General features: G+C 35.6%; 17 protein-coding genes and 1 pseudogene. 15 read left to right on the top strand and 3 right to left on the bottom strand.

The window, feature by feature from the left end:
- Positions 1 to 493: 493 nt before the first annotated feature.
- From dcd to BALCAV_RS09410, 6 genes are all read left to right on the top strand, one after another.
- On the top strand, positions 494 to 1,189 hold the full coding sequence (gene dcd / locus BALCAV_RS09435; protein ID WP_003320838.1) for a dCTP deaminase: 696 nt from the start codon (positions 494 to 496) through the stop codon (positions 1,187 to 1,189).
- Positions 1,186 to 1,530, top strand: coding sequence for a hypothetical protein (locus BALCAV_RS09430; protein WP_003320839.1), 345 nt, complete (start codon positions 1,186 to 1,188; stop codon positions 1,528 to 1,530). The genes dcd and BALCAV_RS09430 overlap by 4 nt, the downstream gene beginning before the upstream one ends.
- Before the next feature lie 953 nt (positions 1,531 to 2,483).
- Positions 2,484 to 3,824 (top strand): murein hydrolase activator EnvC family protein, encoded by a 1,341-nt coding sequence (locus tag BALCAV_RS09425; RefSeq protein WP_003321467.1) that lies wholly within the window; start codon positions 2,484 to 2,486, stop codon positions 3,822 to 3,824.
- A gap of 215 nt (positions 3,825 to 4,039) precedes the next feature.
- The gene (gene copZ / locus BALCAV_RS09420) at positions 4,040 to 4,246 is read left to right on the top strand and encodes a copper chaperone CopZ (protein ID WP_003321466.1); all 207 of its coding nucleotides are present in this window, start codon (positions 4,040 to 4,042) and stop codon (positions 4,244 to 4,246) included.
- 212 nt (positions 4,247 to 4,458) lie between these two features.
- Positions 4,459 to 6,921, top strand: a complete 2,463-nt coding sequence (locus BALCAV_RS09415; RefSeq protein WP_003321465.1) for a heavy metal translocating P-type ATPase — start codon at positions 4,459 to 4,461, stop codon at positions 6,919 to 6,921.
- 58 nt (positions 6,922 to 6,979) lie between these two features.
- Positions 6,980 to 8,302 (top strand): hypothetical protein, encoded by a 1,323-nt coding sequence (locus BALCAV_RS09410; RefSeq protein WP_003321464.1) that lies wholly within the window; start codon positions 6,980 to 6,982, stop codon positions 8,300 to 8,302.
- 321 nt (positions 8,303 to 8,623) lie between these two features.
- On the opposite strand, the gene BALCAV_RS09405 is transcribed toward BALCAV_RS09410, so the two are convergent.
- Positions 8,624 to 9,898: a hypothetical protein gene (locus BALCAV_RS09405; RefSeq protein ID WP_003321462.1), complete on the bottom strand. Its 1,275-nt coding sequence runs from the start codon at positions 9,896 to 9,898 to the stop codon at positions 8,624 to 8,626.
- A gap of 456 nt (positions 9,899 to 10,354) precedes the next feature.
- Between BALCAV_RS09405 and BALCAV_RS09400 the strand changes: the two genes are divergently transcribed.
- From BALCAV_RS09400 to xerS (BALCAV_RS09380), 5 genes are all read left to right on the top strand, one after another.
- Positions 10,355 to 10,549 carry a hypothetical protein gene (locus BALCAV_RS09400; protein ID WP_003321461.1) on the top strand — a complete coding sequence of 65 codons (195 nt, stop codon included), beginning with the start codon at positions 10,355 to 10,357 and terminating at the stop codon, positions 10,547 to 10,549.
- 5 nt (positions 10,550 to 10,554) lie between these two features.
- On the top strand, positions 10,555 to 11,061 hold the full coding sequence (locus tag BALCAV_RS09395) for a DUF2269 domain-containing protein (protein ID WP_235213098.1): 507 nt from the start codon (positions 10,555 to 10,557) through the stop codon (positions 11,059 to 11,061).
- A 223-nt stretch (positions 11,062 to 11,284) separates the two neighbouring features.
- Entirely contained in the window at positions 11,285 to 12,229 is a 945-nt protein-coding gene (gene cysK, locus BALCAV_RS09390; protein WP_003321459.1) for a cysteine synthase A, read from the top strand.
- 620 nt (positions 12,230 to 12,849) lie between these two features.
- On the top strand, positions 12,850 to 13,938 hold the full coding sequence (locus tag BALCAV_RS09385) for a PIN/TRAM domain-containing protein (RefSeq protein ID WP_003321458.1): 1,089 nt from the start codon (positions 12,850 to 12,852) through the stop codon (positions 13,936 to 13,938).
- A 701-nt stretch (positions 13,939 to 14,639) separates the two neighbouring features.
- Positions 14,640 to 15,728: a tyrosine recombinase XerS gene (gene xerS / locus BALCAV_RS09380; RefSeq protein WP_003321457.1), complete on the top strand. Its 1,089-nt coding sequence runs from the start codon at positions 14,640 to 14,642 to the stop codon at positions 15,726 to 15,728.
- Positions 15,729 to 15,733: 5 nt separating this feature from the next.
- Here the strand turns inward: xerS (BALCAV_RS09380) and xerS (BALCAV_RS09375) are convergent, their stop codons facing one another.
- Positions 15,734 to 16,762, bottom strand: coding sequence for a tyrosine recombinase XerS (gene xerS / locus BALCAV_RS09375; RefSeq protein ID WP_003321456.1), 1,029 nt, complete (start codon positions 16,760 to 16,762; stop codon positions 15,734 to 15,736).
- Between the two features lie 256 nt (positions 16,763 to 17,018).
- Between xerS (BALCAV_RS09375) and BALCAV_RS09370 the strand changes: the two are divergent.
- The 3 genes and pseudogenes from BALCAV_RS09370 to BALCAV_RS09360 form a co-directional block, all read left to right on the top strand.
- A pseudogene (locus BALCAV_RS09370) lies at positions 17,019 to 17,513 on the top strand (ATP-binding cassette domain-containing protein); the annotation flags it as partial.
- Positions 17,506 to 19,320: an ABC transporter ATP-binding protein gene (locus tag BALCAV_RS09365; RefSeq protein ID WP_003321453.1), complete on the top strand. Its 1,815-nt coding sequence runs from the start codon at positions 17,506 to 17,508 to the stop codon at positions 19,318 to 19,320. The pseudogene BALCAV_RS09370 and the gene BALCAV_RS09365, both read left to right, overlap by 8 nt.
- A gap of 213 nt (positions 19,321 to 19,533) precedes the next feature.
- Positions 19,534 to 20,823 carry a sensor histidine kinase gene (locus tag BALCAV_RS09360; RefSeq protein ID WP_003321452.1) on the top strand — a complete coding sequence of 430 codons (1,290 nt, stop codon included), beginning with the start codon at positions 19,534 to 19,536 and terminating at the stop codon, positions 20,821 to 20,823.
- 204 nt (positions 20,824 to 21,027) lie between these two features.
- Here the strand turns inward: BALCAV_RS09360 and BALCAV_RS09355 are convergent, their stop codons facing one another.
- The gene (locus tag BALCAV_RS09355; RefSeq protein WP_003321451.1) at positions 21,028 to 21,948 is read right to left on the bottom strand and encodes an EamA family transporter; all 921 of its coding nucleotides are present in this window, start codon (positions 21,946 to 21,948) and stop codon (positions 21,028 to 21,030) included.
- Between the two features lie 365 nt (positions 21,949 to 22,313).
- On the opposite strand from BALCAV_RS09355, the gene BALCAV_RS09350 reads away from it, so the two are divergent.
- The gene (locus tag BALCAV_RS09350) at positions 22,314 to 23,873 is read left to right on the top strand and encodes a glycerol-3-phosphate dehydrogenase/oxidase (RefSeq protein WP_326938302.1); all 1,560 of its coding nucleotides are present in this window, start codon (positions 22,314 to 22,316) and stop codon (positions 23,871 to 23,873) included.
- The last annotated feature ends 219 nt before the right edge of the window (positions 23,874 to 24,092 follow it).

Below are 24,092 nucleotides of genomic sequence, written 5' to 3'. Positions count from 1 at the left end.
GATGGCAGAATGAAAAAATGGATATTACGCGAGGAGATTTCAAGTGAAATATAGTGGGATTTGTGAAATACCGTACTTAACTAAAGGGTGCTTATGTTGAAGAAGAAATTACGAAAAACAACAGATCTATTTGCTGCATAGTACAAATATACTGTTCAAAAAAAGGAATTTCACAATCTGGCTATTATGGAATAAAACTTCAAAAGACTTTATTGTTATTTTTTAGTTCGATGGAAAATATTTTTTATCAAAAATTAAACAACTTTAATTTACCTCCATCCTTAAAGCAGGACGGGGGTATACGTATTTGAGGTTTTAAAATTAAATAACTTTATTTTCACTTCAAATGAAGTGGTCTTTTGTGGAAATGCAGAGAATAAAGAAGTATATATTTTTCAAGGTTATACATTAGTTCACATGTTCCCCCTTGTAAAATTCATTTTTTATGGCAATATTAAGGTAACAAAATGAAAATGGAAAGGGGGAGGAAGGAATGTTAAGTGATCGTGATTTGCACACCCTAGCAATAGAGGAAGAATTGATAACACCATATAATCCGGAGTATTGTGAAGGAGCGACTATCAACTTAACGTTAGATACAGTTGTTAAACGTTATTCTTCCAATGAGCCCATTATACTAGGTAAGGAAGTAACTGAGGATCACTATGAAAAGTTTGATATTTCTGTAGATGAGTTCTGGCTTGAACCAAAAGAATCTGTTTTGATTCAGACACATGAATTCTTAAAGGTTCCCCATAATATGACTGCTCGCATATATGAGCGGTATGGAGTAAAGTCTCTGGGTCTAATGATTAGTCCTGCTCACTATATGAATCCCGGGTATCGCGGACAAATTAGTCTAATTGCAGTAAACAATACACCCGTTCGTTTTAGACTTATTCCTGGTATTAAAATTTGTCAATTGGCGTTATTCGAGTTGAAAACAGAACCGCTAAAACCTTATGAAAAGCAGGATGCGAGATACATGGACGCTACAGAGGTTAGTATTTCTAAATTACATTTAGATGATGAAATCCAAGATTTTCTTAAAGAAAAAGGAGTTAAGAAAGTTTCTGAAGAAATGGCCAGTGACTTAGGTAAACACTTAATGTCTCATATTAAGTTAGCTGCAAAAGAGTTAGCTGATATTGCGAGAAAAGAGTTTAAGAAAGGCAAAAAGGATAAATGAGTAATTTAAGGGAAATAGTCAGAAGGCATGTCATTTCAGAAACTAAACAAGAATTGTCCGCTGAAAATGTTGACCAGGATGCTATGGTTCAATTTCTTATTAAAGAGGGCCATATTGACAAGAAAGTTGATTCTATTTTAGATGCCTTTAGAGATGAGCTTGAAAAAGACTCTCCCAAGTCGATTAAAAGGAAAAGAAATAAGTTTGTATACGCTAGCCTAAGCATATTGTTGACTATCCTTATTGCGTACGGTGTTAATGAGGAGTATTGGGTAGTTGTAGCAATCGTAGCATTAATAAATATTGTCATTCATGCTTTTTTTACGTTTTGGAGTGAATGAAGATCCTAACAGTATTTAACCCCTATCTCCGACACTATGAAATATGTACTTTGTACAAGAAAACCGAAAGTTCATTTGAATTTCAAATGAACTTTCGGTTTTTGCTTTTATACAATTATTAAATTCGAAATGTCTTTCGTTTATCAGATTCATAGGTTTTTCACGCTTGGTGTGATATTAGCAACTTATATCCCTCCAATTAAAAAGCCACTAAAGAATACATTTTTAAAATTTGGGTAAAGTATTTTATACATCAAAGAATTCTGCATAACGAATACTCCCCTGCATGGAAGTGCTTGGGGAGTATGACACATTATTGAAATACACATTTCAAGAAATACTTAGATAAAGAAATAGATTTGTTATTCTTCTAATACAATTGCTGAAATTCACCTTTGAAAAAAAGATTGTAACATCCCATCCCCGCAAGAAAAATATCAATTAGATTAACAAAAAGTTATGGTTCGTAAAATATTGAATTAAACTCAACTACTCATAGTTAATCTAGCAAAGTAACTATCGGCCCCATTAAAATTAACCCAACTTTCTTTTATTTCTCCCTCATTCAAGAATAACTAGGCTTAATTCATCTTCCAAAGTTAATTAGAGAAATGAACTTAATTTAAACATTAAGTAAGCATATGAAATGAAACTGTAATATAAATGCTCAAAAATTTCTCTTCCTAAATGGTAAAATGATTCAAGATACGACAAGAAAAAAGAAATTCTATCAGAATTCAGCAAAATCCACCATGGATAAGTTTTATAAATCAGAGAAACTACTTAGTTGATCTTTAAGCTATGCTCCAATCTTAATCTATGAAGCTACTGTTAAGAATTTCATATGAAATTCTTAACAGTGGTTTTGACTTGAAAATAAACTTGGATTAATATTTGAACTTTTTAATATTAACTAAACGAAATCTTAAAGACTATCAAGGAGAGAATATTGTATGAAAAAGAACGCCAGGGCTATAGTGATAACTCTATTGCTAGTAGGATCTCTTACCGTAGATCCTTTAAACCAGACAGTATTAGCAAACAGTGATATAGAAAGCAAATTATCTAACATTGAAAAAGAACGTGAAGAAAATAAAAAAGAAGCTGGGGAGAAGCAAAAAGAACTCGAACAATTAGAGCGAGAGAAAAAAGAAATCATAAATGAAATTGAACGATTAGACCATGAGTACGCAGAAACGAATCAAAAAATTCGCGAGAAGCGTGCAGAGATTAACCAAGTTAGAGAAAATATAGAAAAGTTACAAGCAGAAATAATTATCATTGAAGAACGTATAACAGAACGTGACAAATTGTTAAAAGATCGAGCTCGCTCTATGTATCAGTCAGGTGGCTCAATTAATTATTTAGAAGTAGTCTTAGGGGCCAAATCTTTTGGTGATTTCTTAGACCGTTTGAGTGCCTTAGCAGTCATAGCCCAGCAAGACCGTAATATTTTAGATGCCCATATTGAAGATCATCTTGAGTTAGAGAAAGCTAAAGAGAAGGTAGAAAAAGAGCTGCAAACATTAGAAGGGCATTTGATAGAATTAGAAAATTTGATGGAAAAGCTTGAGAAGCAGCGTGATGAGAAAGAAAAAATAATGAAATTAGTCGAAAAACAAGAGGACGAGCTACATACAGATCTAGGTGAACTCGAAGGAGCAGACGAAATTTTACGTGCTCAAGAACAGGCACTTAAGAATGAATTAGCTGCACACGAAGAACGTCTACGCCGCGAAGCTGAAGAAGAACAAAAGCGTCAGAATGCCGAAGCTGCTGCAACAACATCTAGGAGTAATTCAGGAAGTGCGAACAACTCAAATTCCAATAATTCGAATGGAAGTACGTCTCAAGTCCATAGTTCACCGTCAGTAACTAGCTCTGGTTTTATGCGACCGGCAACAGGCTCGATCACATCAACATATGGTCCTCGAGCTGTTTTTGGTGGACAAATGCATTATGGAATTGATATTGGTAAAAATGGACGGACTGGTGATGTTCCTATTGTTGCTGTTCAAGAAGGAACAGTTGTCCAGTCTTATTATTCATCAAGCTATGGTAACGTGGTATTAATTGCTCACCAGGTAGATGGACGATTAATTACAACCTTATACGCTCATATGGAGAATCGTGAAGTTTCATCTGGACAACGTGTGTCAAAAGGTCAACGTATAGGACTTATGGGGAATACAGGCCAATCATTTGGTGCACATCTTCATTTTGAAGTGCATGAAGGTGGATGGAATGCGGCAAAGTCAAATGCTGTTGATCCGTTTCGTTATATACCAAGATAAGATATTAAAGGAGGGATGATTATTTTCATTCCTTCTTTTTTTATCCTTTTATATTCTGAAATTCTTAAAGTTAGTATGCATACTTTTTTGATCCCTCCTTCTGTTCAATAAGTGTTCAATTTCAACGAAGTAATTAACTTGATTACCGTAGGGGGGTATGGTAAATTTAGTTTGAAAAGAAAATATCATATCATTCATTTTAGGAGGTTAAAATAATGGAACAAAAAACATTAAAAGTGAACGGAATGTCATGTGGGCATTGCATAAGTACAATAGAAAACAATATAGGAAAGTTAAATGGTGTCAACTCAGTAAAAGTTATGCTGTCTGAAGGGAAAGTAAACCTTAATTATGATTCTGGTGTTATTTCATTAGATCAAATTATTCATGAGATTGAAGAACAAGGATATGATGTAGAATGAAGTAGTTGCATGGGATCATATAAGTGAGGTCGCACGATTTTAGTACGACCTTCTTCACTATTTTCATTAGCTTTATCTAAATGAAGATACTTATAGAACAAAGAAGAATCTGTGATGTATCTCACATATTTTCTTTACATTCTTTTGGTAATCTATAAGGGAAATATGATCACAATAACAGTATTATTCGAATTGTAAAGGAGGGGAATCAGGTGAGTAAGATGATATTTTCGGTAAAAGGAATGACATGTGCCTCTTGTGTCAATCGCGTTGAAAAGATGATCTCAAAAGTAGAGGGTGTTCGATCTGTTAATGTAAACCTGGCAGCCAATCAAGCTCAAGTTGAAGCGGATGAAACAATAGAAATGTCTGAGGCAATTATAAAGGCTATTGAGAAGGCTGGATATGATGCTAAGCCCATTGATAACGATGATCAAAGAAAGGTTCTATTTTCTGTAAAGGGAATGACCTGTGCATCATGTGTTACCCGTGTGGAAAAGGCTATTGCAAAAGTAGAAGGTGTGCAATCTGTTAATGTGAACCTGGCTGCTAATCAAGCTCAGGTTGAAGGAGAAAAAGGAATATTAGATCCCGAAGCTGTTATAAAACGAATTGAAAAGATAGGATATGAAGCATCAATTATCAATGAAAATGAACAGAGAGAAGAATCTGATGAGCAAGAGGTAGAAACGAGAAAGCTTTTAAAAGATTTTACAGTAGCAGCCGTCTTAACAACCGTTGTGTTAGTTGGTAGCATCCCTCACATGATGCATGGCTGGGGAGCATGGGTACCGACATTTTTGTCTAATCCTTTATTCTTACTTGTGTTAACAAGTTACATCCAACTCGTACCTGGTTGGAGATTTTACAAAAATAGCTATAAGGTATTAAGAAATGGTTCAGCAGATATGAATGTATTAGTAGCAATGGGTACGTCAGCTGCATGGCTTTATAGTGGTGCGATGACGTTATTTCCGGATCAGCTTACGGCAATGGGCTTCCCGTACCAACTTTATTACGATGTCACAACCGTTATTACGACGCTTATCCTCTTAGGACGTTACTTTGAAGCGAAAGCAAAAGGGCAAACCTCTACGGCAATTAAGAAATTAATGAGTTTGCAAGCAAAAACAGCCAGAGTGATTAGAGATGGAAATGAACTCGAAATTTCTGTTGATGAAGTAAAGATTGATGATGAGATCATTGTAAGGCCAGGTGAACGTATTCCGGTCGATGGAGTCGTCACGAAAGGTAGATCTACGATAGATGAATCCATGTTAACCGGTGAGTCTATCCCAGTAGAAAAAGTATCTGGAGATGAGGTTATCGGTGCGACTATTAACAAATCTGGAAGTTTCCGTTTTCGTGCAACAAAAGTAGGGAAAGAAACGGCACTCGCACAAATTATTCGAATGGTTAATGAAGCTCAAGGTTCGAAAGCTCCCATTCAACGTGTCGTTGATTTAATTTCTGCTTACTTTGTACCGGCAGTCTTACTAATAGCGGTAGTCTCATTTATTGTTTGGTATTTTGTCGGTCCGGACCCAAGTCTGATTTTCGCATTAACTACCTTTATTGCGATTCTTATTATTGCTTGTCCTTGCGCGTTAGGTTTGGCAACACCAACAGCAATCATGGTTGGTACAGAAAAAGGAGCTGAAAATGGCATCCTAATTAAAAATGCTACAAGTTTAGAACGTGCCCATAAAATTAAGACTGTTGTTTTAGATAAGACCGGTACCATAACGGAAGGCAAGCCAAAACTAACAGATATCATTACAACTGATATAGTAAGTGAACAGGAACTATTGCAAGTAGCTGCATCAGTTGAAACTGCATCAGAGCATCCATTAGGTGAAGCCATTGTGGAAGCTGCCAAAGAAAAAGACCTTCCTATAAATGACCCTGAATCTTTCGAAGCGATTGTTGGTCACGGATTACTTGCCACATTAAATAACAAAGAAGTCTTAATTGGCAACATCAAACTGATGAGTAAATACAATATTGATTTGGGGTTATACGAAGAAAAAGCAATTACATTAGCTGATCAAGGGAAAACACCCATGTATGTTGGGATTGACGGGGAATTTGCAGGGATCATAGCAGTAGCTGATACATTGAAAAAAGGAACCATCCCAGCAATCAAAGCCTTAAAATCGATGGGTATTGAAGTGATTATGTTAACAGGCGATCATAAACGAACGGCCAAAGCGATTGCAATGGAAGCCGGAATCGATAACTATATTGCTGAGGTGTTACCTGAACATAAGGCAGAAGAAGTAAAAAAACTACAAGGAGAAGGAAAAATGGTGGCTATGGTCGGTGATGGTATCAATGATGCTCCTGCACTCGCTCAAGCCGATGTAGGAATTGCCATTGGAACGGGGACGGATGTTGCGATGGAAACCGCAGATATCACTTTGATGCGTGGTGATATTAAAAGCGTTGTAACGGCCCTCAGACTATCTAAATCAACGATGAAGATGATCTGGCAGAACCTTGGGTGGGCATTTGGTTATAACATTGTCTTGATTCCAGTAGCAGCGGGTTTACTATATCCCCAATTTGGAATTCTGCTGAATCCTATGATAGCCGGAGCAGCAATGGCATTTAGTTCTGTTTCGGTTGTGTTAAACACTTTAAGACTTAAAAAATTCAAATCAACGATTGAGTAGAGTTAATTTGGATAAGATAAAGGCAGGAGAGATAAATGGAGTTATTTATTAGAAAGGAATGGATAAATTGAAAAAATCAAAAGCTACTAAGTTGATGTTAGTTGTCTCCTTCTTACTTTTAAGTATGCTCCTTGCCGCTTGTACCCAAGCCGAAGAAGATCATGCAGGGCATCAGGATATCGAAAAAAGCGAAGAAATGGATCATATGGACGAAGAGATGGATCATGAAGGGCACCAGGGTGACTCAGTTAACGTAGATAGATCGAATTTAGAACAGGAAGCGGCAAAAGCTCCGGAGAACCTCAATAATTTAGCAACTGATGAATTAAAGGTCGTAAATACTAAGAACATTACTCGAATAAATGAGGATGATCCTATCCAATTATCCATTCACGTATCTCAAACTGTTTGGCCAGCAACCCATGAGGAAAATCAACCTGGGACAGTTATATTGGCTCCATTAAATCAATGGCAATATTCCTTAGCCGCTCTAACACTGGTTCACCATCCTAATGATGGTCCTATGTTGTATTTGGACGGAGAAATTTCTGAAGATGTCTTAAATGAACTTAATCGACTACAACCAAAAGGCAATAGTGAAGACACTCAAGTCCTCGTGGTTGGCGATCTTCCAGAAGCAGAATTAAATAAATTAAACGCCTACAATGTTGAACAAGTACAGGGTGCAAATGTAGCAGATTTTGCTAGGAACATTGAAGAAAAATTTACAGAAACCATTAATGAAGTTCATCCAAATGTAATAATTGGTTCTTCAGAGGAAGACGCAAAAGAATATACAATTTCTGTTGGAAATTGGATTGCTCACATGAATGAATCTGTACTTTATGTTGATAATGATGGGATTCCACAAGAAACAATTGATGCTCTTAATGCAAGAGAGAATGGGGTAACGATCTATCTTGTAGGACCAGAAGATATTATATCTGATGAGATTGCTCAAGAGTTAGAAACGTATGGAACGGTTCACCGAATTGAAGGGGATAATCCAGTAGCTCAATCCATTGAATTCGCCTCATATAAAGATGCTGAAACAGGATTTGGTTGGGGAATTACTAGTCCTGGGCACGGTTTTGTGTTTTCATCAACTAATACACCTGAACTTGCCATTGCGGCTGCTCCTTTTGCTCATTTAGGAAAGCATGCTCCAATGATGTTGTTAGATGAAGGTGAAATCACAGATGAACTTTATCAGTATCTTGCCAAAGTTAAACCCGCATTTCAGGAAGAACCAACAGAAGGACCATATAACCATGGCTTTATAATTGGTACATTTACTGATATTCCATTTATAACTCAAGGTATATTAGATGAAAAACTGGAAATTGTCTCATTAGGTGGAGATGACCACGGAGGACATTAATAAATGGAGGAGAGGTTCCTATGTCAACCTCTCCTCTTAAAGTTCGGATTTCAATCTTATGTAAATTAGAGACTAGCAAAAGTTTAAAAATAATTTTATTAAATTAGTTAGCGTGTTACACGTTGAAATATAATTATAATGTTTTTTTGTGGGAAAGTAATTTGTTGGTAATGAATAAGGATTTATAATCGATTCCTATATTCCATGTTTTATGAAAAAAATGAGCTTGTCTCTACAAATTCAATGTGATTGTAAAAACAAGCTCTTCATATATAGCCACACTACAATGTATAATTTCAGAATTAACTTACGGATACCTCATTAAGGTGAACTAAATTCAATATCATCGGGAATTTCAAACACCGCATCGGGAATGATTTCTCCTACATTATGAATGGAGACTTGTAATTCTCCACTAGAAAATGGAATTTTGTGTTCTCCTGCTCCGTACTGTTCTGCCCATCCCCCTGTTTCTATGGCAACTTCTAAAATTCCAATATCTTCTGGTCTCACATTCTCTATTTTAGACCAAACAAGCTCCATGTCAGCATCTAGTTCTTCCATATATAAAGTCTGATCGTCGTAACGGTATATCTGGTTCAGAATCTTCTCCCCTGATATTTCGGTCATTTGGCGAAAGTATGGTGCACTGTCAAGATTTTTTGCCCAAATGTAAATATTCTGGTTTTCTTCATGGATAACCATTTCAAAATTTTGTGCATAATTTTCTACGTCCTGTGTTAACTCGGGTGGTTCTTTTATCGTTCGATTGTCAAAATACGCAATCGTTCCCGTCATTAGCACCAAAGGCATTGCAAACATTATGGCTATACCAATTACTGCAGCTATCTGGATAATACCATTCTTTTGTTTGCGTCCTCTCCGATGGAGTACAGTCTTAGTAAAGGCGCACGCCTGAAGTAAAACGACAAAAATAGCCATCCCAAGAAAAACATATAAGAACCAAATTGGAGGATACGCCCGCCAGTTAGGAGGCGAATATTGAAAGAAATAAAAAAGATACAATACACCGCGAATCATAACAATATAGAAAATAACATGTACTAATGTGGTGTGAAGCCACTTCCACGCAGATGCTCCGAGTAACTTTACTGCTCCGTCAAAAGAAGTAACGACAAGTAAGATGATCATAGGAGCTATTATAAGTCCCATCATGTTCATTATGCCAACTTCTGGTCTAAAGAGAATATATCCACCTACGTCTTCCATATATTCAAATCCAAATAATCTTGCCACATCCCAGCGCGCCCAACGGTCCCATATAGCGTAACCATGTCCGAAAGATAACACAGCAAACCATATACCCAATTCACGCCTCCAAGAATACAATCGTTTAATAGGGGGCCATAGTGTGGCAGCTGGTGAAATGATCAGGGTAAGGAAAAGAAGAACAAATGCCGCATGTGCCCATGCCCTCCAAAATGGATGATCAGCTCCCCAATCTGGGAATAAAGCAGGAACAACCCCCCATGCTGAATAAGATAGATAAAACAAATAAACCAATATAGCGGAAAATACCGCTACGCCTAGATGTCGAATAAAAATTAACCTTCTGCTTTCTATTCCATATATCATAATACATCTCCTATACTTTTTGAGGCTATAAAAGTCTGACAAATTAGCTATACACATATTTTGAAAACGCAATTTTTGTAAGGATCTTAAAAATCAAGATGCGGATATTAGCTAGTATTCGTTCTTGTTTGCTTTATATCTTTTTAGCTATTCCTCTCCCTAAGGTAGTCATCACAAAAATCTAAGTTTCCTTGATTTCGCCTCTAGATTTTATATTCTAACCACATATTATAAATAAATTTTGTAGAAAGTTTGTAGAACGACACGTTTGTGTCTCCTTGATGAAAAATTATTAAGTGTTTTGTTAGTGGAATTGGAAAAAGGATATAACATATGAAAGAGAAAAATTCGATAAACCATCTGTTCTTTGATAGCTAAAAAGAGAAAATCTATTCATCGAATGTTCATAAAAAATTGTTATACTTAACTGTAGATTATAATTTGGAGGTTACCTAAATGAAAAAGTTTTCATCAGGCACTAAAACTGATAAGGATATGGAAAATTCCGGATCTGATTCTAACCATAGAACACCAACCTGGGTTAAGGTAATAGGAATCATTGTGATCCTCATAGCTGTACTAGTTATCATAATGATCTTCACAGGCGATCATGGACCAGGTCGCCATTTAGCGTCCGGAGGTAGTTATTAATGATTATGGTACCATGGTTTCGCAAATTAACACTCACGATACATATTACATCTACAGTTGGCTGGCTGGGAGCGGTATTTGGATACATAGCTCTCGTAATAGCTGCATTGACAACGCAAGATGTTCAAATGGGGCGAGTTGCGTGGAGTGCTATGGAGATTATTGGATGGTATGTCATTGTCCCATTAGCACTCGTTTCTTTTCTAACTGGGCTTGTCATGTCACTCGGGACCCCCTGGGGCTTATTTAGGCATTATTGGATTCTCTTTAAACTTCTTCTTACCATAGTTGCAACTGTTGTTTTGCTTTTAAATATGCCGACAGTTAGTTATCTAGCGAATGTCACCCATCAGACTGGTGCTTTTAACTTTGATGGTCTGTGGGGCCAACTTCTTCATGCTGGGGGTGGATTAGTGGTGTTGTTTTTAACTATTATCTTGTCAGTATATAAGCCACAAGGAATGACGCGATATGGGAAAAGTAGGCAAAGTAAATTACGTAAAAACTATTAACAGTAAATGTCAGCTTATTTAGAGTACCTTATTTAGACATAAACTAACCGAAGAAAGTTTCCGGATTAGTAGGGATAACACAGATACAATTGAAGGTGTTTGATTAAGTTTTGTTTTTTCATAAAGAGTTTATTATTTTTTATATCTTTCATAGTTTCAACACATTTTAATCCTATGATAAATATGAACAATTAAAATATTAATTCTAAGGAGGAGTTTCATAGTGGATTTAAATCGTCCGAAGATAGCTAAAAACATCACAGAGTTAATCGGTAGAACACCCTTAGTTAGACTCAACGAAATTAGTGACAGCACATGTACTGAAGTTTTAGCAAAGCTGGAGTACTTTAATCCATTGTCTAGTGTCAAGGACCGGATCGGATTTGCGATGATAAGTGTTGCCGAAGAACAAGGTTTCATTAATAAAGAGACAGTCATAATTGAGCCAACCAGTGGGAATACGGGAATTGCACTAGCATATGTATGTGCAGCCAAAGGTTATCAGTGTACCCTCGTTATGCCTGAAACGATGAGTATTGAACGTCGTAATATTCTTAAAGCCCTAGGGGCAGAGTTAGTTTTAACAGAGGGAGCAAAAGGAATGAAAGGTGCAATTGAAAAAGCTAACGAACTAGTTGAAAGTACACCAAATGCGTATATGCCACAACAGTTTGATAATCCGGCTAATCCAGAAATCCATAGAAAAACCACGGCCGAAGAAATTTGGGCTGATACTGAAGGAGAGGTTGATATCCTAATTAGCGGGATTGGTACCGGTGGGACGATCACTGGTGTCTCAGAAGTACTAAAAAAACGAAAATCATCTTTCCTTTCTGTAGCCGTTGAACCACTTGCATCTCCTGTCTTATCTGGAGGAAATCCGGGGCCTCATAAAATACAAGGAATAGGTGCTGGTTTTGTTCCAAAGGTGTTAAATGTTGATAGCTATGATGAAGTTATTCAGATTAGTAATGAGGAGGCTTTTGAAGCTGCGCGTAAGCTTGCGAGGGAAGAAGGTATCTTAGTTGGAATTTCCTCCGGTGCAGCTCTTCATGCAGCTTCTGTACTAGGTAAACGCCCTGAAAACAAGGGCAAAACTATGGTTGTTATTTTACCTGATACGGGAGAAAGATATTTATCTACTGCATTATTTCAGGAAAAAGAGTAATTCATTACGAATATATACGTTCAAGTCGACTCTGGTTCCAAAAAGGACTAGGGTTGTCTTTTTTATAATTCATATCGTGTTATTTATCATAATGGTTTTTATAAGAAACAATGAGTATTATTGCTAAAAATGAAGAACACGATTTAACCACAAGAAAATAATAAAAAGGATTTTAAAAGATGAGTTAATGAAATCAGCAATTTAACAGAAAACTATATTAAAAAGAAAATAAGTATTCCCTAATAAATTTAAATTCACGTTTTCTTCAAATTTATTGTCTACAATTAAGATAAAGACCAATTCGTACAAAGCAGTAATAATAATCTGAAATGCAAAATACCGACCTTTTTATTTGTTTAATCTCTGAACTAGTGATAGGAATGATAGGAATGATAGGATTTTCCTAAATTTCCTGAAGTCAAATAAATATGGTAAATTAATATATAAAAGTTTGCCGGAAATGTTAGAACTCCTTTATTTCTCTATTTAGCAAATCAACTCGACAAATTATTGTGTGCCCTAATTGTCATTATAAGTAGTTCAATAGATAGTGGAGTCCAGAAATCAGCTAACAGTTGAAAGTTGAAAACTCCTCAAAAAGAAAAAGCAGGAGGTAAATAGTGTTAAACCGTCTTGTGCATTTATTATTTATATTTATTGGAGGAACGTTAGGTTATTTATTCATTCCAGAAATTAGTAATGTTTTAAGAGAAATACCTTTATGGTTGATAAATCCTTATGTAGGTACAGCTTTTGGAGTAATTATTTTCTATTATACGACATTTGGGCTGACTCATTATATTGTCAATTTAATGAAGCTAATGGAGGAATCCATAATTAAAGCACCAGTAACGGATGTGATATTTGGTACGATGGGATTGATTCTCGGACTTATCGTTGCGTATTTAATTGGAATTCCTATTAGTGCCATTCAAATTCCTGTTGTAAGTACAATTTCACCAATTTTTGTAACGATTTTTATTGGCTACTTAGGTTATCAGATTGGATTTAAGAAACGTCATGAGTTAAATAATTTATTTTCTTTAACAAGACACTTCAGTAAAGACAAGAAGAAAGCGGAAGAAGGAGCACATAAGAAAAACAGAATAGAAATGAAAATTCTCGATACGAGCGTGATTATTGACGGTAGAATTGCAGATATTTGTGAGGCGGGTTTTATAGAAGGGACATTAGTTATTCCAGATTTTGTGTTAGGAGAACTACAACATATTGCAGACTCGTCTGATAAATTAAAACGAATTCGTGGTCAGCGCGGTTTAGATATTCTTAATAAAATACGAAACAATTTACATGCTAATGTTGAAATTGAAATCTATGAAGGCAAATTTCCAGATATACAAGAGGTGGATAGTAAGCTAGTAAAGTTAGCAAAAGTTTTACCAGGTGTCGTCATTACAAATGATTTTAATTTAAATAAAGTATGCGAACTCCAAGGTATTAAGGTTCTGAACATTAATGATTTGGCAAATGCAATGAAACCTATTGTCCTACCCGGTGAAAAACTTAAGGTACAAATTATAAAGCATGGAAAAGAATATCATCAAGGTATTGCCTATCTTAATGATGGGACAATGATCGTAGTTGATGATGGCCAAGAACATATAGGGCAGAATGTAATTGTTGTTGTTTCGAAGGCATTACAAACAAGTACAGGGCGATTGATTTTTGCAAAGCCTATTTGCAGTTAAATTAAACAGGTCCAAACAGGTGCAAACACCTATTTTCAACTCAGTCATTTTGTAGATATGAAATAAAGACGTAATGTTTTAAAAAAAGTTCTAGCGCTTATAAAATACTTCTAGTGGTTTACTAGTGCAATGGTAGAATAATGACCATCCTTTGAGGATATCTCATAGGCTTTTAGATTGTGAAATGTTACACTTAAATTAAATGAGCAGGACAGTGGTGCGTGTTTCTACCATAAATGGAGAATGATCGCATTACTCTGAGATACAAAAGCTTATATACAAACATAAAAATAAACATTGAAAAAGCTTAAAGTCTGAATGAATATAAATGTAAAAGGATATAAAAATCTGTACAAGATATCAAGTATCAAATGCTAACGAAAAATGTACATACGTTTTTTGTCTCTAAATTAAAACAAATAACGTATGTACATTGTAATTCTAAGACATAAAATTTTGTACTAGTAGAACAGTTTATGGAAGGAGAAGGAACCGTTTTGATTGGTAATTACAATTAAAGATTTTGGTACATAAATTCATGTCTTTACTGTACGTACTTTTTGGCTTTGAACATAAAACAACAAATCTAAATTCTATATGTAGTATCACCTTCAATTTATTACGTAAAATGTTGTTTTTACGTAATGAAATTTAAAGGATTTAAAACTTATTTATAGAATTACTTAAAATGAGGTGATTATATGGCAATAAATTCACAGCAACAAAATCATTATATAAAAATGCAGCAGTTACTTAAGGATTTGCCATGGTACGTAGGAGAGTTTATTGATCACAGGAGAAGAAAACTTTCTTCGAGTTCTCTGATGAATTACTGTCATGATTTTAAGATCTTCTTTAATTGGATTATATCTGAATCTATTTATCAAGGTAATATCAAAGAGGTCCCATTAGAAGTAATGGAGAAATTAACTGTACAACAAATGGAAAGTTTTCTAGGCTTCTTAGAATATGTATTGGAAAACAAAGAAATTACAGTCAACCGTAAACTTTCAGCCTTAAAATCATTATTCAATTATCTACAAAATATAGCTGAAACGCCTGATTTAAAGCCATATATTAGCAGGAATGTTATGGCCAAAATAGATTTTAATGTAATGAAAGACAGCATAGAAACTACTGCAAATAAAATGGAAGGGAAAATACTCATGGGAGATGAATATGAAGCCTTTAGGCAGTTCATCTCCCACGATTACGGTCAAATAAATAAAAACAACAAAAAAATATTTAACTTTCATATTTTAAATAAGGAACGAGATACAGCCATCATATCATTAATTCTAGGTTCAGGCCTTAGACTATCCGAAGTTGTAAACCTAGATTTGGCTGACATCGATTTTAACAAATTTACAGCACGCGCAATTCGTAAAGGGAACAAAGAGCAATTCGTTTATTTTAGTAAATTAGCGATGGACGATTTACAGGAATACCTAACAGTAAGAACCGAACGGTATAAAGTCGAGAAAGGTGTAAAAGCGCTTTTTGTATCTGCTCCAATGGGACCAAAGGGAACATCTCGAAGGTTAAGTGCCAGAGCCATTGAAAAAATGGTTGAAAAGTATGCACTTGCATATGGTAAACCTTCTCTTTCAGTTCATAAACTGCGACATTCTTTTGCAACAAGATACCATAGGGAAATAAATGATGTACCTAAACTAAGAAGGCAACTTGGTCATTCTTCTATTCAAACAACTATGATATATACACACATTAAGAATGATGATTTGAAAAATGCTGTTGATAATATGGATATACCTAAGACTGAAATTTAATTATGTTATAAATTGTCCTCGAAACTATTATAGAACCATTTCAAATTTGTAGATTTTTGAGCTAGTTGATCATTAACATATCTTAAATCATTTGTTCTTTTATACAAATTAATCGCGAAAGAATACCTTAGTCTTTGTGCAGTAAGTCCAACCATTCCAAAAGCTTCAGCATACTTGTCGATTATATTTTGAACTGCTCTAACACTAAGTGACTTCGCACTTTGAGAATACCTGGTTATGAATACATCAACTACATTTTCATTGGGATTATAACGCACCTTTCGAACCTTAAGATAGTTTTCTAAATCTACCTTTGCTTGTTCAGGTAAGACGACAGTGCTTCGAGTGCAGTCATTAGTAATTATTTTATTTTTTTCTAAATCTAAATTCTCTAATTGCAGATTAGTGAGCTCCTTTACACGTAATCCACTTTCCAATAGTAAAGATATAATGGCAATATCGCGTTCTTTATTACGCTGATATAAAAGCAACTGTCTATTGTTCTTAATCATTAATTCATAATCTTTCACTATAAAAGTCCTGAATTTGTTATATTCTTCTTCAGTAAGAAATAGTGAGTCATCGAGCTTTTTAATACTATTGATATTTTCATTTTTAACTTTGGTTATTCTAATGTGAGAGACAGCATTGTAATTCAGATAAGGTTCACCATCATCAAACTCTGCTTTATAAGCTAGATAATTAAAAAGTGAACTCAATGCAGATAGCTTGCGTGAAACTGCAGAATCGCTCAGACCAGATTTATTATTTCTAGGATTGAAGATATTTGTCTCTAAGTATTTTTTAAATTGCACTATATCACGAGCCTTAAGATTTTGGAGATCTTTAAGAGAAACTTCCGAAATTAAACAGTTATTTAGCTTTGAATTCGATAGCCAATTAAAAAATGTTAGAAGATCAATAATATAACCTTCTTTGGTTTGTGTTACTAGATTACTGTTATCAAAATATTCTTTTACAAACCAAGGAAAACTATTTAATGTTTTATCTTTATTTTCTGAGCTAAGGGCCATGGTAATCAACCAACCTTTTTATTTAGTAAGACCTTTACACTAATATTAAATAAAATAGCTGATTGAATAAATAAAAAAGATTTACCAATTACTATTCTTAAAAAGGACACACGAGAATGCATATGAGTTTGCGTCATCGCTTTCGGTATGTATATAACTTTGATTCCCAACAGATAGAGAATAATGATGCTATTTAAGTGAAATTTCTCTTATGTATATAACTTCGGTTCCCATATGTATATGACTTTGCTTCAACGTACAGCAGGAGGTCCTTTTATTTAGTGGTACGATCAAAGAAAACATTGCTTGGGGGAAAGAGGGAGCAAATGATAGCCAAATAAGACAAGCAGCGATTGATGCTCAAATCCACGAGACGATTTTATCACTGCCAGAACAATATAATGGGAGAATTGGACAAAAAGGTGTGAATTTATCAGGTGGACAGAAGCAAAGAATCTCGATTGCCAGAGCATTAATTCGAAAACCGAGAATCTTACTTTTAGATGACAGTACAAGTGCTCTAGATGTGCAAACAGAAAAAAGGTTTTTAGAAGCCTTGAAACAATATGAGTGTACGACATTAATTATTACACAGAAGGTTATGAGTGCCCAGGCGGCTGATCGGATCTTATTATTTGATGAAGGAAAAATTGTGGCAACAGGTGACCATAATCAATTGTTAAAGGAATCTCCACTTTATCAAAAAATTGTTCAGTCACAAGAACGTGGAGGTGTGTTTGAGAATGCTTAAACAACTAAAAGAACCATTTAAATATGAGCGAATTCCCCTTGAGCAAACACCCCCACAAAAGCAAGCTGGACAAAAAGGTAAACCAAAAGTAGAAAATTGGTATCAAACGATCAAAAGGGTGTGGAGTTATTTAGCCGTTTATAAGCTGAAAATTTTCTTTATTTTATTACTCGTTGTCTTGTCTTCGGCTTTAGCCTTAGTCGGTCCTTTTATCGTGGGACGAGCTGTTGATTTTTATTTAGTATCAAGAGAAACTGATTTTTTCGTTCAAGTATTACTCGTGTTAGCTCTTGTTTATTTCCTTCATTCGCTGACGCTTTGGCTTCAAAATTTTTGGATGGTAGGGATTGCTCAAAAGACGATTTTTACGCTACGAACTCAGCTTGTAAAGCATTTACACAAACTACCACTTCCGTTTTTTGATAAAAGACAGCATGGCGAGCTAATGAGCAGAGTGACAAATGACATTGAAAATATTAGCTCTACTTTAAATAGTTCCGTTATCCAAATTTTTTCAAGTGTGCTAACCTTTGTCGGAATTATTGCGGTCATGTTATTTGAAAGTGTGCTACTGACGGTCATTACAATGTTAGTAATTCCTTTAATGTTTTTTGGAATGAAGTGGATTACAAAGAGAACATCAGTCTTCTTTAAAGAGCAGCAGCGACAAGTCGGAGAAATAAATGGTTATATCGAAGAAACGATTTCTGGGCAAAAAATTGTCAAGACCTTTTCCCAAGAAGACCGTGTAATTCGTGAATTTAGAGAAAAAAATAAAAAATTAAGACGTGCCAGCTTTTGGGCTCAAACGTATTCTGGATTTATACCAAAAGTAATGAACGTCTTAAACAACTTAAGTTTTGCCTTTATTGCCGGGATCGGAGCTATTTTGGCATTAAACGGACATGTATCAGTCGGAACGATCGTGATTTTTACCGAGTACTCGAGGCAATTTACGCGACCGCTTAACGATTTAGCGAACCAGTTTAACATGCTGTTATCGGCTGTTGCGGGTGCGGAGCGAGTATTTGATATTTTGGATGAAGAAGAGGAAAAGGACAAAAAAGAAGCGAAGCAAGTGAGCTCTTTAAAAGGCGATGTTGAGTTTGAGCAAGTTGTTTTCTCTTATGATTCAGATCAAGCAACGATCGCTGGCATGAGCTTTCATGTTCCTGCCGGTCATGTGCTCGCCTTAGTCGGTCCAACTGGGGCAGGTAAAACTACGATTGTTAATTTGTTAGCGAAGTTCTATCATCCTGTTTCAGGTCAAATAAAAATAGATGGTCAAGATATACGTCTGATTCAAACGGAAAGCCTCCGTTCGCAAATGGCTTTTGTTTTGCAAGATACCTTTTTATTCGAAGCGACTATTCGTGAAAACATTCGTTATGGAAGATTGAATGCAACCGATGAAGAAGTGGAGAAAGCCGCCCAGCTTGCTAATGCCGAAGCCTTTATCAAAAAAATGCCGGATGGTTTTGATACGGTTCTCGATCAGGATGGAAGTGGAATTAGCCAAGGGCAGAAGCAATTGCTTTCGATCGCACGTGCGATACTTGCAGACCCGGCCATTTTAATATTAGATGAGGCGACGAGTAGTATTGATACGATTACTGAGATGGAAATTCAAGAAGCTCTACAAGTGTTAATGAAGGAAAGAACAAGCTTCATTATAGCCCACCGTTTAAATACGATTGAACGTGCAGATAAAATTCTTGTTATACAAGACGGAAATGTCATCGAGCAAGGCTCACATGAAGAGCTCCTAGCGAAAAAAGGCTATTATGCCAATATGCATGGAGCGTAAAGATAGAAATTGAAGATAGTCAAAAGCCTTTAAATGTGCCCAACTGCACATTTTAAAGGCTTTTTTTATGTGACAATTAACAGCTAAAAGTTTTGTAATTATACAAAATATTTAAAAAATATAAATGTATTTTATAAAAAAATGGAGGTTATTAAAAATTGATGTCGAATTATCCTTTTATATTATATGTGTGGAAGGAGAAGAGTGAGGCGTGTGTTAGTTGCAGAAAAGCTATTATTACAAGTGTTAATTGTTTTAACCCCAGGTTTTCTAATGAGTTTATTTTATAATGGCAAAAGAATGAGCAACTCTTCAACATGGTTCTTAGCCATCCTACATTCGACAGTCGCTCTCATTTGTATGAGTGTGTCCTATTTTGAATTTCAAGTACCTTGGGATTTTCGCTATATCCCTTTAATTCTCAGTTTTTTATATGGCGGAGCAAGAGTAGGGTGGGTAGTAACTGCTGTTTTGGTCGGTTTCAATTTTTTTTATGCTTTTGACCTGGCGACGATTTTGACTTCGATTGTTATCGCTGTAGTGAGCCATATTATGTCTATGAAATATCAATTTAGTCGTTCTCGTATTACGAAAATCGCTATCCTCTTAGCATTAGCTTTTTTTAGTTTGTTTTTGAAGTTTTTGTCAATAGCTGATGAACTCTTTATTTCATTGGAGTCGACGGCGATGATTCTTCTTATGAATCATATGGTTTTTTATTTTATTGCTTTTATTTTAACAACGTTATTTTCGATGCTATTATATGAATTAATTAATGAAAAGAACCGAATTTTAGGAGAGATTATTCAGAAAGAAAGGCAAAATACTGTAGCTGAATTAGCAGCTTCAATTGCCCATGAAGTTCGAAATCCCCTTACTGTTGTGAAAGGATTTTTGCAGTTAATGCGAGAGGATTCTAAAAGGGAAAATGAAGTTGAATATTATAATTTAGCTTTAAGCGAGCTTGAGCGAGCGGAGTATATAGTGACCGATTATTTAGATTTTGCCAAACCAAAATTGAACAAGATTGAAGTTGTGAGCGTTACCAAATGTATACAGGAAGTAGTCAGTTTGTTAACACCTTTAGCTTTGAAGGAAAATGTTGAGCTGCTGGCTATATATACAGAAAATATTGATATTAAGACAGATCGTTATCAGTTTAAACAAGTCTTGATTAATTTTATTAAAAATTCAATTGAAGCTATTAATGGAGAAGGAAAAATCAATATCAAAGTTCATCAAAGTAAAGGGCTAGCTTATATTAAAATTAGTGATAATGGTAAAGGAATGAGTCAGGAGCAGCTTAAACAAGTCGGGACTGTTTATTATACGACAAAAAAAGAAGGCACTGGCTTAGGGACGATGGTATCATTTCAATTAATTAAACAAATGGGTGGAAAAGTCACTTTCTACAGTCGAGAAGGTGTTGGAACAGATGTACAAATTTCACTGCCGCTTTATATGAATGGAAGAACAGTAGGTGCATGGCGAGTGACGCCTTGATGAGTGAAAATGCTGACAAACAGCAGGGAAAGGCCGAATAGTTGATGTCCGAGCTTCATTAATCGAATGATTTGTTTTCCAGGAAATAGTGAGCTAATTAGCTTGCTGTTTTTGTTTTGGTGCGTAAAGCTTGGATTGGTGGCGTGTGTAAAAAAGAACTCCCGCAATGAGATACAAAATATCCTGTGCGGGAGTTGGGTCTGTTTAAGCAGAATGCTGATTGGAGGATTCTGCTTGTTGATGAATGGCTAGGCTCTTATATTTGAATTTCATATTTCCGAAGATGATTCCAAAAATAATGATAACGACTCCCACCCATTGTGAAAAGAGCACTTGTTCATTTAATATCAGAATCGACATCAGTAAAGCAACCGGTAATTCAGACGATGATAAAATGGTTCCCAAACCAGCTCCGACATGTGGCATACCTATCGCAAATAATAATGGCGGCAATGTGACTCCGAATAATCCTAATAATAAACCATATGGAGCTATTGCCATGACTGTTGTTGGTTCAAGCAAAAACAGTGGTGGGAAAATAATAAACGTAATAATTAAGCCACCTACCGCAAAAATGGCACTTCTTTGGATTGGTGGTAATTCTCTACCAACGTTTCCACTAACATACGCAAAGGATGAGAAACTAATCGCTGCTAAAATTCCCCAAACTATACCTATCATTGAGATATTTGCAAAACCACCAGAGATGACTCCTGCGGCTAAGATGGAACCAATGATTAATAGAAAAATGGAACCGAGCTTCTGTTTACTTGGTTTTTTCTTGTCTAAAATATATTCAAGTAACGTTCCAACCCAAACGAATTGGAATAAAAAGATGATCGCTAGTGAAGCATCTAAAGTTTGTAAGGACTGGTAATAAAAAATCCCTGTTAATCCCATCGGAATACCACCTGCTGCGAGAATCGCAAAGCGTTTTCCTGTGATTTTCTGTTTTTTTGTAAACAATACAAGTAGCCAGATTAATAGAGTTCCAATAATAAATTGACTTCCTGTTACTTCTGCAAGTTGAAAGCCCTGGGCATAAGCGAGCTTAACGAATGTTGAAAGAACACCAAAGCAGGCCCCACCTAATAAGACAGCTAACGGATAAATCGATTGTTTCATAAAAAATACACCTCAATTCAAATGATCTTAGTTAAATCAAATTAATTTTTTTAGAAAAAAGTAAGGATATTCACTTCATTCTCATAACTATTTATAACAGCAAAAAACCACACATCAATGAAGGTCATTAATGTGTGGCGAAAAAAGAAAGGAAAGTCCTTCCTTGAAAAGTCCACAAATCCACATGGGTTTTGTATTAAGTTATGTTCGTTCGTTAGAAATTCTAACAAGAGAAAAAAATAATGTCAAGAAAAAAATGACGGAAGGTTTCAAAAGAGGAGCTATCTGATGTATTTAGGTTTGCTAAGGCGAAGAAATGTGAATCCGTTTAAGAAGAGAATCAGGATAGAAAAGAGGGATGAACAGTGAACTTTTCTTATCAAAACCGACCAAAAATTTTAGAAAGTATGGAAAAAATGGAGCTTGACGTTCTCGTTATTGGTGGGGGCATCACAGGAGCTGGAATCCTTTTAGATGGACAATCAAGAGGGTTACAAATGGGATTAATTGAGATGGATGATTTTGCAAGTGGGACATCGAGCCGTTCAACAAAATTGATTCATGGCGGGTTACGTTACTTAAAGCAATTCGAAATTAAACTTGTAGCAGAAGTAGGGAAGGAGAGAGCGATTGTTTATGAAAATGCCCCACATGTGACAACCCCAGTGAAAATGATGCTGCCTTTTTATAAAGGTGGAACATTTGGACGGTTGACGACATCTCTTGGCCTAAAAGTATATGATTATTTGGCCCAGGTTAAACGAGTCGAACGGAGAAAAATGCTTTCCAAAAAAGAAACGGTCACCCGTGAACCTTTATTAAAACAAGACGGTCTGCGTGGTTCAGGGGTTTATGTTGAATACCGAACAGATGATGCAAGACTCACGCTTGAAATTATTAAAAAAGCATATGAACTTGGGGCTAAGGCCGTTAATTACGTTGAAGCAAAGCATTTTATTTATAAGGATAAAAAAGTGGTCGGTGTCAAAGTGGAAGATTTACTTTCAGGGCAAAGTAAGACGATTTATGCCAAACATATTGTCAATGCAACAGGCCCTTGGGCTGATCATTTGAGAGAACAAGATCGTTCAAAAGAAGGGAAGTATTTACACTTAACAAAAGGGGTTCATATTGTCATTGATCAAAAAAAGTTTCCAATTAATGATGCAATTTATTTTGATACACCTTTTAACGATGGAAGGATGATTTTTGCAATACCACGTGGTCAAAAAACATATATCGGAACAACGGATACGGACTATTTTGGCGACCCAAAAGAAGTAAAGATGACGATGTCGGATTTAACGTATTTAATTCGTGCAATAAATGGTTTATTCCCCAAACAAAAGCTAAAAGAGGAGGATATCGAATCTAGTTGGGCAGGACTTAGACCACTTATACACGAACAAGGCAAAGGCCCTTCTGATATTTCAAGAAAAGATGAATTATTTTTGGCGAAATCTGGTTTAATTACGATTGCAGGAGGCAAGTTAACCGGTTATCGTAAAATGGCCGAAAAGACGATGAGCGTGATTGCAGCTCGAATTCAAGAAAGTGAAAGTCGGCAGCTTCCAAATAGTGAAACGAATAAAGTGATTCTTTCAGGAGGGGAAGTAGGTGGCTCAGCCCAGTTTGAGCAATTTATTGAGAACAAGATTCCCTTTGGTAAGGAAGTCGGTTTTTCTGAAGAGGAAGCGAGGCAAATCATAAAAAAGTATGGTTCAAATTGTCAGTTAATATTCGAGCTGGCGAAAGAGCATTTTTGGGAGTTAGAACGAACTGGATTGCCTTTAGTTGTTTCCTCGACTCTCCTCTATAGTTTGGAGCATGAAATGGCCGTTTGTCCGGCTGATTATTATGTGAGGCGCTCCTCGCTGTTACTTTTTGATATAGGGCTCGTAAAAAAGCAAAAAATCGAACGTTAAATTGGCTCGGGCGAAAATTAAAATGGACGAATGAACAGAAACGAAATTATACACGAGATTTAGATAGACAGATGGAGCTGGCGACAAGTGGAATTGAACATGAAGAAGACAAATAAAAAAATCATCTATCAAAAGATAGAAGAATGGCGAAAAGCAGGGAATCCGAAAAAGGGTTTTCGGCTTTTTATTTTTTTGAAATAAGCAGAAACATAGGAAGGA

Source organism: Alkalihalobacillus alcalophilus ATCC 27647 = CGMCC 1.3604, from assembly GCF_000292245.2.
Classification (GTDB): domain Bacteria; phylum Bacillota; class Bacilli; order Bacillales; family Bacillaceae_D; genus Alkalihalobacillus; species Alkalihalobacillus alcalophilus.
The sequence above is the reverse complement of the archived record's forward strand: the minus strand, read 5'-3'. Positions and strand labels throughout refer to the sequence as shown.

Coding starts and splice junctions, on each gene's coding strand:
- dcd (WP_003320838.1), top strand. CDS start 494: ATGTTAAGTGATCGTGATTTGCACACCCTAGCAATAGAGGAAGAATTG.
- BALCAV_RS09430 (WP_003320839.1), top strand. CDS start 1,186: ATGAGTAATTTAAGGGAAATAGTCAGAAGGCATGTCATTTCAGAAACT.
- BALCAV_RS09425 (WP_003321467.1), top strand. CDS start 2,484: ATGAAAAAGAACGCCAGGGCTATAGTGATAACTCTATTGCTAGTAGGA.
- copZ (WP_003321466.1), top strand. CDS start 4,040: ATGGAACAAAAAACATTAAAAGTGAACGGAATGTCATGTGGGCATTGC.
- BALCAV_RS09410 (WP_003321464.1), top strand. CDS start 6,980: ATGGATAAATTGAAAAAATCAAAAGCTACTAAGTTGATGTTAGTTGTC.
- BALCAV_RS09405 (WP_003321462.1), bottom strand. CDS start 9,898: ATGATATATGGAATAGAAAGCAGAAGGTTAATTTTTATTCGACATCTA.
- BALCAV_RS09400 (WP_003321461.1), top strand. CDS start 10,355: ATGAAAAAGTTTTCATCAGGCACTAAAACTGATAAGGATATGGAAAAT.
- BALCAV_RS09395 (WP_235213098.1), top strand. CDS start 10,555: ATGGTACCATGGTTTCGCAAATTAACACTCACGATACATATTACATCT.
- xerS (WP_003321457.1), top strand. CDS start 14,640: ATGGCAATAAATTCACAGCAACAAAATCATTATATAAAAATGCAGCAG.
- xerS (WP_003321456.1), bottom strand. CDS start 16,762: ATGGCCCTTAGCTCAGAAAATAAAGATAAAACATTAAATAGTTTTCCT.
- BALCAV_RS09365 (WP_003321453.1), top strand. CDS start 17,506: ATGCTTAAACAACTAAAAGAACCATTTAAATATGAGCGAATTCCCCTT.
- BALCAV_RS09355 (WP_003321451.1), bottom strand. CDS start 21,948: ATGAAACAATCGATTTATCCGTTAGCTGTCTTATTAGGTGGGGCCTGC.